This is a genomic window from Serratia sp. YC16 (assembly GCF_009707615.1).
Taxonomy (GTDB): Bacteria; Pseudomonadota; Gammaproteobacteria; order Enterobacterales; family Enterobacteriaceae; genus Serratia; species Serratia surfactantfaciens.
The window spans coordinates 1,291,686-1,303,089 of sequence record NZ_WLYN01000001.1; the positions used below are offsets into that span (position 1 = coordinate 1,291,686).

General features: G+C 58.4%; 9 protein-coding genes and 1 tRNA gene. 6 read left to right on the forward strand and 4 right to left on the reverse strand.

Annotated features, from left to right (window positions below):
* Position 1 precedes the first annotated feature (1 nt).
* Positions 2–1,603 carry a microcin C ABC transporter ATP-binding protein YejF gene (yejF, locus tag GKN89_RS06065; RefSeq protein ID WP_154746538.1) on the forward strand — a complete coding sequence of 534 codons (1,602 nt, stop codon included), beginning with the start codon at positions 2–4 and terminating at the stop codon, positions 1,601–1,603.
* Positions 1,604–1,611: 8 nt separating this feature from the next.
* Here yejF and GKN89_RS06070 read toward each other — a convergent pair whose 3' ends face one another.
* From GKN89_RS06070 to rsuA, 3 genes are all read right to left on the reverse strand, one after another.
* Positions 1,612–1,956, reverse strand: coding sequence for a YejG family protein (locus tag GKN89_RS06070; protein WP_025160182.1), 345 nt, complete (start codon positions 1,954–1,956; stop codon positions 1,612–1,614).
* Between the two features lie 594 nt (positions 1,957–2,550).
* Positions 2,551–3,747, reverse strand: coding sequence for a Bcr/CflA family multidrug efflux MFS transporter (locus GKN89_RS06075; protein ID WP_019453642.1), 1,197 nt, complete (start codon positions 3,745–3,747; stop codon positions 2,551–2,553).
* A gap of 38 nt (positions 3,748–3,785) precedes the next feature.
* The gene (gene rsuA, locus GKN89_RS06080; protein ID WP_019453643.1) at positions 3,786–4,502 is read right to left on the reverse strand and encodes a 16S rRNA pseudouridine(516) synthase RsuA; all 717 of its coding nucleotides are present in this window, start codon (positions 4,500–4,502) and stop codon (positions 3,786–3,788) included.
* A 320-nt stretch (positions 4,503–4,822) separates the two neighbouring features.
* Here rsuA and GKN89_RS06085 point away from each other — a divergent pair, with 320 nt between their 5' ends.
* Both GKN89_RS06085 and rplY read left to right on the forward strand, forming a co-directional pair.
* Positions 4,823–6,580 carry a DEAD/DEAH box helicase gene (locus GKN89_RS06085; RefSeq protein ID WP_154746539.1) on the forward strand — a complete coding sequence of 586 codons (1,758 nt, stop codon included), beginning with the start codon at positions 4,823–4,825 and terminating at the stop codon, positions 6,578–6,580.
* A 162-nt stretch (positions 6,581–6,742) separates the two neighbouring features.
* Entirely contained in the window at positions 6,743–7,027 is a 285-nt protein-coding gene (gene rplY, locus GKN89_RS06090) for a 50S ribosomal protein L25 (RefSeq protein WP_019453645.1), read from the forward strand.
* Positions 7,028–7,111: 84 nt separating this feature from the next.
* Here the strand turns inward: rplY and yejK are convergent, their stop codons facing one another.
* A complete protein-coding gene (yejK, locus tag GKN89_RS06095) occupies positions 7,112–8,119 on the reverse strand; it encodes a nucleoid-associated protein YejK (protein ID WP_019453646.1) in 1,008 nt (335 codons plus the stop codon).
* Positions 8,120–8,329: 210 nt separating this feature from the next.
* Between yejK and GKN89_RS06100 the strand changes: the two genes are divergently transcribed.
* From GKN89_RS06100 to GKN89_RS06110, 3 genes are all read left to right on the forward strand, one after another.
* Positions 8,330–8,557 (forward strand): YejL family protein, encoded by a 228-nt coding sequence (locus GKN89_RS06100; protein WP_004935782.1) that lies wholly within the window; start codon positions 8,330–8,332, stop codon positions 8,555–8,557.
* Positions 8,558–8,566: 9 nt separating this feature from the next.
* On the forward strand, positions 8,567–10,348 hold the full coding sequence (gene yejM, locus GKN89_RS06105; protein WP_154746540.1) for an LPS biosynthesis-modulating metalloenzyme YejM: 1,782 nt from the start codon (positions 8,567–8,569) through the stop codon (positions 10,346–10,348).
* A gap of 78 nt (positions 10,349–10,426) precedes the next feature.
* Positions 10,427–10,503 (forward strand) — tRNA-Pro (locus GKN89_RS06110).
* Positions 10,504–11,404 lie beyond the last annotated feature (901 nt).

Below are 11,404 nucleotides of genomic sequence, written 5' to 3' on the forward strand. Positions count from 1 at the left end.
TATGGCCACTCCTCTGCTCGCTATCCAGGATCTCAGCATCGCCTTCCGCCAGGGCGACAGCCTCACGCCGGTAGTCAATGAACTGTCGCTGCAAATAGCGCCGGCGGAAACGCTGGCGTTGGTGGGAGAATCCGGCTCCGGCAAAAGCGTCACCGCCCTGTCGATACTGCGCCTGCTGCCCGCGCCGCCGGTGGTCTATCCTGCCGGCGATATCCTGTTTAACGGCGACTCGTTGCTGCATGCGCCGGAAGCGGCGCTGCGCAAGGTGCGCGGCAACCAGATCGCGATGATCTTTCAGGAGCCGATGGTGTCACTCAACCCGCTGCACACCATCGAAAAGCAACTGGCGGAAGTGCTGATGCTGCACCGCGGCCTGCGGCGCGAAGCCGCGCGCGCCGAGATCGTCGAGTGTCTGGAGCGCGTCGGCATCCGCCAGGCCAAGAGCCGATTGCAGGACTACCCGCATCAGCTGTCCGGCGGCGAACGCCAGCGGGTGATGATCGCCATGGCGGTATTGACCCGCCCGAAACTGCTGATTGCCGACGAGCCCACCACCGCGCTCGACGTGACTATCCAGGCGCAGATCCTGACGCTGCTGCAAGAATTGAAACAAGAAATGGGCATGGGGCTGCTGTTCATCACTCATAACCTGAATATCGTGCGCCGCCTGGCGGACAACGTGGCGGTGATGCGCCAGGGGCGCTGCGTGGAGCAAAACGGCCGCGCACAGCTGTTCAGCCGGCCGCAGCATCCCTACACGCAGCAGCTGCTGGCCGCCGAAGACGTCGGCGAACCGCTGCCGCTGCCCACCGCGCACCCCGGCGACGAGCGGCCGCTGCTCAAGGTGGAAGGTCTGCAGGTACGCTTCCCCATCCGGCGCGGCCTGCTGCGCCGCACGGTGGATTATCACTATGCGCTGAAATCGTTGAGCTTCGAGTTGCGCGCCGGGGAAAGCGTGGGGCTGGTGGGGGAATCCGGATCGGGTAAAAGCACCACCGGGTTGGCGCTATTGCGTCTGCTGGCCTCGCAGGGCGCCATCTGGTTCGACGGCGAACCGTTGCACCCGCTCACGATGAAGCAGATGCTGCCCTACCGCAGCCGGATGCAAATCGTCTTCCAGGATCCCTACTCCGCCCTGAACCCGCGCCTGAACGTGCAGCAGATCATCGCCGAAGGGTTGGAAGTGCACCAGCGGCTTAGCGCCGAGCAGCGGGAGCAGCGCGTGATCGAGGTGTTGCAGGAGGTCGGCCTGGATCCGCAGCTGCGCCATCGTTACCCTACCGAGTTTTCCGGCGGTCAGCGCCAGCGTATCGCCATCGCGCGCGCGCTGATCCTGCAGCCGCAGCTGCTGATCCTCGACGAGCCGACCTCTTCACTGGATAAATCGGTGCAGGCGCAGATCCTGACGCTGCTGAAATCGCTGCAGCAACGCCACCGGCTGGCTTATCTGTTCATCAGCCATGACCTGCAGGTGGTGCGTTCGCTGTGCCACCAGGTCATCGTGCTGCGACAGGGGGAAGTGGTTGAGCAAGGGGACTGCCGGGCCATTTTCGCGGCGCCTGCAGCCGACTATACCCGACAACTGCTGCAGTTGGCGGATTAGCGGCGAAGTCAGAAGGGGTATTGTGCGCTAAGCGGTTCGGCGATGGCGGCGCCGACGTTTTTCAGGCGGCACATCGTCGCGCTCTCGTCGCTGCGCTGTACGAACAGGCAAGGTTCCCCTTCCCATTCGACGATCGCGCAGTCGACCTGAATCTCCTGCAACGACAGATTAAGCTGTTGCATCACCTGCCAGGCCTCGGCGCCTTCATGGCTGAGCAACTTCAGCCCAATCAGGTTGTTATCCTCGTCTATTCCGTTAAACGGAAGCGGTTCGACCTTCACGCCGGTGAAACCGGATAGCCAACGATAACTTTGCGGCAAGCGATGCACTACCGAAAGTTGGATACTCTCCACATGAAATCCCTAGTTTGAAAAGGTGAAACACGTTTACCTGACAGGGTAACTAAGTTATAGCCGTTGACTCCCGACTCTGCCGCGCACAAATGTTATTTAAATGTAAATTTTGCCGCAAGCCATTAACATTACCCCGTGCGAGCCGATGCCGTGCCATTTTCTGGCGCGCCGTGCGGTGTTATTTCACGGCATTTTGCGACTCAGCTCGCATTTTTGCGTTATATGTAACCCTTTCCCGCCGCGATCTCAACTCTTTTTTCTTGCAATGCGACTACTTTTTCGTCGCCATATTTTTACATTGAGGAAACATTTCCCCTGTCTAATTAGCGCACACCATGGCGCTAATAGGTTGATTTACATTGCCCCTAATACAAATCACCCACTTCAGCCAGCCGGTAGAACGCCGCGCCGCCCGGCCGATATCGGGCGGCGCGACAGCGGTTATTTTTAACAAAAAGCACACAGGTGAGAAAATGGCCAATTGATTAGCTAGCGTATATTTAGCAACAAAATTTTCATTGCCGGTTGCACGATGAAATGGCAGGGCGCAACCTCATGATGAAACGGGGCTGCGCGCCCCGCTCCCGGAGAACGTCAGACCGCGCGATCGCGCGGCCGGCTGGCGTACAGGTAGAACAGCACCGCCACAATGCTGCACAGCGCCATCGAAGTGACCATAGGCCAGGCGCTTTTGCCTGGCGCCATCGACAGCACCGCGCCCACCAGCGCGCCGATGCTGAAACGCAGCGTGCCGGCCAGGGAAGAGGCGGTGCCCGCCATATGCGGAAAATCGTCCAGGATCACCGCCATGGCGTTGGACGAGATCATCGCGATGCACCCCAGATAGACCGCAACGCCGATCACCAGCGCCCAGAAACCCAGCCCGATGGCGCTCACCGCCAGCAGCCACAGCCCCATCGCCAGCTGCACCAACAGCCCCAGTTTGAACATCTTGACCGCGCCGAATCGCCGCACGTTGCGGCTGTTGATCAGCGTCGTCAGGAACAGGAAGACGATGTTCAGCGCAAAGTAGTAACCGAAGTGCTGCGGCGAAACGTGGTTCAGTTCAATGTAGACGAACGGCCCGGCGCTGAGGAACGAGAACATGCCGGCGAACGAGAAGGCGCTGGCCAGCATGTAGCTCAGCACCCGCTTGTGTCGGAACAGCGAACCGAAGTTGCCCAGCGTGGTGCGCAGGTGGAAGCGCTGTCGCCGCTCTTTCGGCAACGTCTCCTTGATGAACAAGGCCACCAGCAGTGAACCGATCAACGCCGCGGCGCCCATGGTCCAGAAGATGGCGTGCCAGCTGAACCACAGCAGCAGCGCACCACCGATCATCGGTGCCAGCAGCGGCGCGATGGTCATCACCAGAATGACGAACGACATCATGCGCGAAAACTCGTCCTTGGTGAACATGTCGCGCATCAAGGCGTTGATCACCACGCTGGCGGCGGCGGCGGCCAGGCCGTGCAGGAAACGCAGCCCGATCAGCTGATCGATCGACTGCGCCATGGCGCAGGCGCAACCGGCGATGGCGAAGATCAGCGTCCCCCACAGGATCACCGGTTTGCGGCCGATGCTGTCCGACATCGGCCCATAGAACAGCTGACCGAAGGCGAAGCCGAGCATATAAGCGCTGAGCGTCATCTGCACGCTGCCAGACTCGACGCCAAACTGGGCGGCGATCACCGGCATACTGGGCAGGTACATGTCGATGGCCAACGGCATCAACATGGACAACAGGCCCAGAATGAAAATCAAACCGAGATGAGAGGTTCGGTTCTGTTGCACGTTCTACGACTCCTTAATCGGCCGCAATCAATGATCGTTTATCCGCCCTGCAGGTGCGGCGCGCCCACGCTGGCGATCTCTTCTTCGGTCAGGGGGCGGTATTCCCCCGGCGCCAGGTCGTCATCCAGCACGATGCCGCCGATGCGCTCGCGGTGCAACTCGATCACCCGGTTGCCAACGGCGGCGAACATCCGCTTCACCTGATGGTAGCGCCCTTCGCTGATGGTCAGACGCACCACATGCTCGTCAACCTGCTCCAGCGTCGCCGGCCGCGTCAGATCTTTCTCGTTGTGCAGTTGCACCCCTTCGGCGAAACGTTGCGCGGTGTCTTCCGCCAGCGGGTGCTCCAGCGTCACCAGATAGGTTTTCTCGCAGTGGTGACGCGGCGACGTGACGCGGTGCGACCACTGGCCGTCGTCGGTCATCAGCACCAGCCCGGTGGTATCGATGTCCAGCCGCCCGGCGGCGTGCAGTTTGTACGCGACCGGCTCATCGAGGAAATACAGCACCGTCGGATGATCGGGATCGTCGGTGGAGCAAACGTAGCCCTGCGGTTTGTTGAGCATGAAATAGCGCGGGCCGTTCTGCTGCTGCAGCGGGTTGCCATCGAACGCCACCTCTTGCTCCGGGGTCAGTTTGAGCGCCCCGCTCTTCGCTATTTCACCGTCCACGGTAACGCGTTTAGCCCGAAGTTCGCGCGCTACCAGCGCACGGCTGATGCCTAACTGCTGAGATAAAAACTTGTCCAGTCGCATGGGATCTGCTTTGCCTGTCGTTGTTATGATCGCATTGATCGTATTGCCAAAATATGACGCCCCCGCCGTTGCACCGGGTGCAAATGGCAGGTTCAAGGGGGAAATCGCGTGGGGGAACAGCGATTGCTGTCGCACGAGTATAGCGACACAACGCGTTGCCCGACAGGGGTAATTTTCACGCCTCTCGCACCGCGCGCGCCGGGAAGGCATAATAATAGAAATTTTTCGGCCGCCCAGCGCGTAAAATGTCACGATTTCTGTGGGAACAGCGGTGACAAAACCGGCACCCGGCGGCCCATTCCAACCTACGGCGTTCATTTATGGCCTTTACCCTACGCCCCTACCAACTGGAAGCGGTCGAAGCCACCATTAACCATTTCCGGCGGCATCCCGAACCGGCGCTGATCGTGCTGCCGACCGGCGCCGGCAAAAGCCTGGTGATCGCCGAGCTGGCGAAGCGCGCCCGCGGGCGGGTGCTGGTGTTGGCGCACGTCAAGGAGCTGGTGGCGCAAAACCACGCCAAATACTGCGCCTACGGCCTGGAGGCGGACATCTTCGCCGCCGGCCTGCAGCAAAAAGAGAGCGCCGGCAAGGTGGTGTTCGGCAGCGTGCAGTCGGTGGCGCGCAACCTGCCGTTGTTCGACGGCGCCTTTTCGCTGCTGATTGTCGATGAATGCCATCGCATCAGCGACGACGACGACAGCCAGTACCAGCAAATCATTCAGCACTTGCAGAAAACCAACCCGCAATTGCGGTTGCTGGGGCTGACCGCCACCCCCTACCGGCTGGGCAAGGGCTGGATTTACCAATATCACTACCACGGTTTCACCCGCGGCGACGGCGCCAGCCTGTTTCGCGACTGCATCTACGAGCTGCCGCTGCGCTATATGATTAAACACGGCTTTCTGGTGCCGCCGGAGCGGCTGGACATGCCGATCGTGCAGTACGATTTCAGCCGGCTGGAGGCCAGGAGCAACGGCCTGTTCAGCGAAGCGGACCTGAACCGCGAGCTGAAGCGGCAAAACCGCGTCACGCCGCACATCATCAGCCAGATCGTGGAGTACGCCGAAGATCGTAAAGGGGTGATGATTTTCGCCGCCACCGTCGAGCACGCCCGCGAGATCCACGACCTGCTGCCGAACGGCGAAGCCGCGCTGGTCAGCGCCGAAACGCCGCCCGCCGAGCGCGATGCGCTGATCGAGGCGTTCAAACAGCAGCAGTTGCGCTACCTGGTCAACGTGGCGGTGTTGACCACCGGCTTCGATGCGCCGCACGTCGATCTGATCGCCATCCTGCGCCCGACCGAGTCCGTCAGCCTGTACCAGCAGATCGTCGGACGCGGGCTGCGTTTGGCGCCCGGCAAAGAGGATTGTCTGATCCTCGACTATGCCGGCAACCCGCACGACCTGTTCACGCCGGAGGTCGGCGTCAGCAAGCCGCACGGCGACAGCCAGCCGGTGCAGGTGTTCTGCCCGGCCTGCGGTTTCGCCAACCTGTTCTGGGGCAAGTGCACCGAAAACGGCGACATCATCGAGCACTACGGCCGCCGCTGTCAGGGCTGGCTGGAGGACGACGACGGCCACCGCGAGCAGTGCGACTACCGCTTCCGGTTCAAGAGCTGCCCGCACTGCGGCGCGGAGAACGACATCGCAGCGCGCCGCTGCCATCAGTGCCAGGAAGTGTTGGTCGATCCCGACGATATGCTGAAAGCGGCGCTGAAGCTGAAAGACGCGCTGGTGCTGCGCTGCGGCGGTATGGAGCTACAGAGCGGCCGCGACGACAAGGGCGAATGGCTGAAGGCCACCTATTACGATGAGGACGGCACCAGCACCAGCGAGCGCTTCCGCCTGCAGACGCCGGCGCAGCGCAAAGCGTTCGAGATGCTGTTCCTGCGCCCGCACCAGCGCGCGCCGGGCGTGCCGTTCGCCTGGCACACCGCCGCCGACGTGCTGGCGCAACAGCAGGCGCTGCGCCATCCGGATTTCGTGGTGGCGCGCAAACGCGGGCAGTTTTGGCAGGTGCGCGAGAAAGTGTTCGATTATCAAGGCCGTTTTCGCCGCGCCAATCAATTGGCCTGAGCGAACTGTCCCCAATCTGGGCAGGTTTTCATTGCCCTGCGGATGGCTTTCCGTTAAAATGCCGCGCGCTTTACCTGGGCCTGCCCAGCGTTAAAGCGGGTTTCCGAACTTGCTACTTGGGTCGCCTGTAGCAGGGTAAATTTTCTTTTAAGAGAAAAAACAATGTTCACTATCAATGTAGAAGTACGTAAAGACCAGGGTAAAGGTGCGAGCCGCCGCCTGCGTGCAGCAAACAAATTCCCAGCTATCGTTTACGGTGGCAAAGAAGCTGCAGTTTCCATCGAATTGGACCATGATTCTGTTAAGAACATGGAAGCTAAACCAGAATTCTACAGCGAAGCAGTAACTCTGGTTATCGACGGTAAAGAAACCAAAGTTAAGGTTCAGGCTGTACAGCGTCACCCGTTCAAGCCAAAACTGGCTCACATCGACTTCGTTCGCGTTTAATCGCTACGTTTTCGAACCTTTCGGGACGCCGAAATAAAGAACGCCGCAATTGCGGCGTTTTTTATTGTCTGCGATTCGGCAAGCTTACTTGCCGCTGCCGGTCCGGCGCTGCAGCTGATCGCGCAGGTTCGGCGGCGTGCCTTTGATGGTCAGCGTGTCGGTAGCCGCATCCCAGAAAATGCGCTCGCCAAGCAGCATGGCGTCGAAGTTCAGGCTGATGCCGCCGCCGCTGCCGGCGAATTTGGTCAGCTGGCGCAAAGTGCCGCGATCCGCCGGGAAGCTCTCTTCCAGCTCATACCCTTGCTCGCTGGAAAACTGCATGAAGTCTTTCTCGCCGACCGGCGACAGCTCCTGCGACAACGCCTGCAGTTCGATCTCTTCGCCTGCCTGCAACTGTTCGTTGCAGTAGCTGTAAACTTGCTGGCGCACCGACTGGCGCTCATTCTTGTCCAGTTGCGCATCGGCGCAGTAGTCGTCTACCGCCTGCAGCAGCCCGCGGTTTTGCGCCTTGGTGTCCAACCCTTCGGAGGCCGCCAGGAAATCCATAAAGAAGTCGGCGACCTTGCGGCCCACGCGCCCGCGCAGGAAGGTCAGATAGCGGGTCGATTCCGGGTTGGTTTCCCACTCGGTCAGATCGATGCGCGCGACGATATCGGCGTTGTTGATATCCAGATAGTGCGTGGTGTTGATATCCAGCTCTTCGTTGACGCGCATGCTGTTGCGGCTGTTTAGCACCGCGATCAGCAGATACTCCACCGCCAGATAACGGTATTGACCGAACAGCACCACGCCGCCTTCGGCGAACGGATACTTCGCCAGTTCGTCGCGCAGGCGGCCGGTTGCCGCACGGCTGAAGGCCAGAAAGTCCTTATCGTCCTTGCGGCAGGTGCGCAGCGCCTCCGCCAGCTCGCTGCCTTCGTTGAACAGGCCTAAAGCCTTGCTCTTGGCGCTGTAAACGCGATGCAGTTCCGCCATCATTTCTTCCACCGCCGCGTTGTTGGGCAGCAAGGAATCGCGCAGCACCACGTCCAGCGTTTGCTCGTCGCGTTTCACCAATTGATGCAGAGCGATCTGGTCGATATCCAGACTCATGGTAAATCCTCCTGTTCTTTAGGCGCGTATTCAAACACTGAAGGCCCCGCCCTGCAATACTAAAAACCGCGGCAAACCGGAAAGGCGCGGCGATGGGCCGCCTCGCCGTCGACAATCGCGGATCCGAATGACAGGAAGTGATAAAAGAGCGGAAAATCACTGTCCTATACGGTAAGATAGAGCACTTTGCAGATTACTAAGCGCAATTTTATGCCACAATCATCCCGTTACAGTGACGAACACGTTGAACAACTGCTCTCAGAGCTGGTCAATGTTCTGGAAAAACACCATACCCCCACCGATCTTTCCCTGATGGTGCTGGGCAACATGGTCACTAATTTGATCAACACCAGCGTTGCCCCCGCGCAGCGGAAAACCCTGGCGAGATCGTTCGCGGAAGCCCTGCAGGCTTCTGTCCGTGAAGATAAAGCGCATTAATATTGACTTATGGTGACAAACCGTCAGCGTTATCGTGAAAAAGTCTCCCAGATGATCAGCTGGGGGCACTGGTTCGCCTTATTCAACATCCTGCTCGCCCTCGGGCTGGGCAGCCGCTACCTGTTTGTCACCGACTGGCCCGCTTCCCTGCTGGGCCGGGTCTATGCTCTGGTCAGCCTGCTGGGGCATTTCAGCTTTATCGTGTTCGCCGGCTATTTGCTGGTGATCTTCCCGCTCACCTTCGTGGTGATGTCGCAGCGGCTGTTGCGATTTATTTCCGCCGCGTTGGCCACCGCCGGGCTCACGCTGTTGCTGGTTGACAGCGAGGTGTTCTCTCATTTCCACCTGCACCTCAATCCGGTGGTGTGGGATCTGGTGGTCAACCCGGACCAAAGCGAGCTGTCGCGCGATTGGCAACTGATGTTTATCTGCGTGCCGGTGATCTTCCTGGTGGAGATGCTGTTCGGCACCTGGAGCTGGCAGAAGCTGCGCAGCCTGAACCGACGCCGGTTCGGCAAGCCGCTGGCGGCGCTGTTTATCAGCGCCTTTTTCGCTTCGCACCTGATTTACATCTGGGCCGACGCCAACTTCTATCGCCCGATCACCATGCAGCGGGCCAACCTGCCGCTCTCGTACCCGATGACCGCGCGCAAATTCCTCGAGAAACACGGCCTGCTCGACCAGCAAGAATATGAGCGCCGCCTGGTGCAACAGGGCAATCCGGAAGCGGTGGCGGTCGAGTATCCGCTCAGCGATCTCAGCTACAGCGATAAAGGCAGCGACTATAATCTGCTGATGATCGTGGTGGACGGCATTCGCGCCAAAGACGTGGCGCAGGATATGCCGGCGTTGACGCGTTTCGCCCAGGAAAACGTGCGCTTCAGCGATCACTATAGCTCGGGCAACCACGCCGACACCGGGCTGTTCGGCCTGTTCTACGGCATTTCTCCGACCTATCTGGACAGCGTGCTCGCCGGCCGCAAACCGTCGGCGCTGATCAACGCGCTCGGCGATCAGGGCTATCAACTGGGGCTGTTCTCGTCCGACGGCTTCAACGCCAGCCTGTACCGTCAGGCTCTGTTGACCGACTTCTCGCTGCCGACGCCGGCGCCGCAAAGCGACGCGCAGACCACGCAGCAGTGGCAACGTTGGCTGACGGATCAGGGCGATAAAGAGCCATGGTTCTCTTATATCAACTTCAGCGGCGCAGAGCCGGTCGAAGGCGACAAAACTCCGGCGCCGGCCGACTTTATCCAGCGTTATCGCACCGGCGCGCAAGACGTGGACGCTCAGATAGCCCAGGTTCTGGACACCCTGAAACAACGCGGCCTGCTGGATAAAACCGTGGTGGTGATCACCGCCGAGCATGGCGTCGAGTTCAACGACAGCGGCAAAGGGCAATGGGGCGCCGGCACCGCCTTCAATCAGGCGCAGCTGCAGGTGCCGCTGGTGATCCACTGGCCGGGTACGCCGGCGCAGACCATCAACAAGCTGACTGGCCATAACGACGTGATGCGTACCCTGATGCAACGGTTGCTGCACGTGAAGACCACGCCAAAAGACTATTCGCAGGGCGAGGATCTGTTCACCGCCCAGCGCCGCAACAACTGGATTGCCACCGGTGACAACAACCAGCTGGTGATCACCACGCCGACGCAGACGCTGATGCTGGACAACAGCGGCAACTATCGCGTCTACGATCAGAACGGCGAGGAAATAAAAGACGAGAAACCGCAGCTTGCTCTGCTGCTGCAGGTGCTGACCGATGTAAAACGCTTTATCGCCAACTAACTGCTTAAAACTAAAGCAATCAAGTGGCGAGGCGCTTGCATTAACATCGGGAATCGGTAGTATGATTTTTCATAGCGTCGGCATGTAGCGCAGCCTGGTAGCGCACCGTCATGGGGTGTCGGGGGTCGGAGGTTCGAATCCTCTCATGCCGACCAAATTTAAGAAAACCTGCTGTTACAGCAGGTTTTTTTTCGCCTGCGAATTGAGAGGATGAGAATCTCCGAAGGAGGTTTGAGCCGAGCGTAGACAGAGCGCGAGGCCCCTCCGTAGCATAATGAGTGCGAATTCCCTTTTGTTACTTTTAAGCCTCCCTTTAAGGCGGTTGCCTAACTTAATTCATTCATTTTTGTACGCGCGCTGAAGCAAATGATAAATATGAATACAATACCTACCAACTACGGCCAAATTGCGCCACAAAGGAAATCGTCCCCTATATGCTTGCTGAGATCGAGGCATGTGTAAGTCGTAGCCCCAGAGAACCAAGCTTTTATCCAAAAAGTTTTCTTCATGGGATGTCCCTATTCCAAAACATTTTAATATGTCACATAACAGAGTAAACAGTCATTAATATAAACATTGATTCGATTGTGGAAAAGAGCTAATTATAAAGAGCCTTACGAAGGCTTACATAGTATCAATCAAATAATCAAAAGGAGTTATTTATGAAAACCATTGATTCTTCAATGCTGGATTACATTGCTGGTGGCCGTGGCAATAATGGCGGCAGCCGTGTTGACAACGACAGGTAGAATAGTCATTCTGGCAGTAAAAAACTGCAAGAATTCAATAGGCGGTTCTTGTAAGGTTTGACTTTACCTTCAAGAGCATAACATTACAATATCAGACAGGACTAAAACGGTGACAAGGATTATCAGTTCATTAATTGTCTTTTTATCCATCCTGGCCGGTTCTTTTTTTCTGAGTGGCGCCGGGGTAATAGGTTACCAACCGTGGTTTTCTGCACCCGAGAATTTGTCAAAACTTGTGATTATCGTTGTCACCTACTGCTCCTTTGTTTACGCCGCATTAAGTATTTATAGAAAACTTAAAAAATAA

Excerpts from the sequence above, each read along its gene's own strand:
- yejF (WP_154746538.1), top strand. The coding sequence starts at position 2 with ATGGCCACTCCTCTGCTCGCTATCCAGGATCTCAGCATCGCCTTCCGC.
- rsuA (WP_019453643.1), bottom strand. The coding sequence starts at position 4,502 with ATGCGACTGGACAAGTTTTTATCTCAGCAGTTAGGCATCAGCCGTGCG.
- GKN89_RS06085 (WP_154746539.1), top strand. The coding sequence starts at position 4,823 with ATGGCCTTTACCCTACGCCCCTACCAACTGGAAGCGGTCGAAGCCACC.
- rplY (WP_019453645.1), top strand. The coding sequence starts at position 6,743 with ATGTTCACTATCAATGTAGAAGTACGTAAAGACCAGGGTAAAGGTGCG.
- yejK (WP_019453646.1), bottom strand. The coding sequence starts at position 8,119 with ATGAGTCTGGATATCGACCAGATCGCTCTGCATCAATTGGTGAAACGC.
- GKN89_RS06100 (WP_004935782.1), top strand. The coding sequence starts at position 8,330 with ATGCCACAATCATCCCGTTACAGTGACGAACACGTTGAACAACTGCTC.
- yejM (WP_154746540.1), top strand. The coding sequence starts at position 8,567 with ATGGTGACAAACCGTCAGCGTTATCGTGAAAAAGTCTCCCAGATGATC.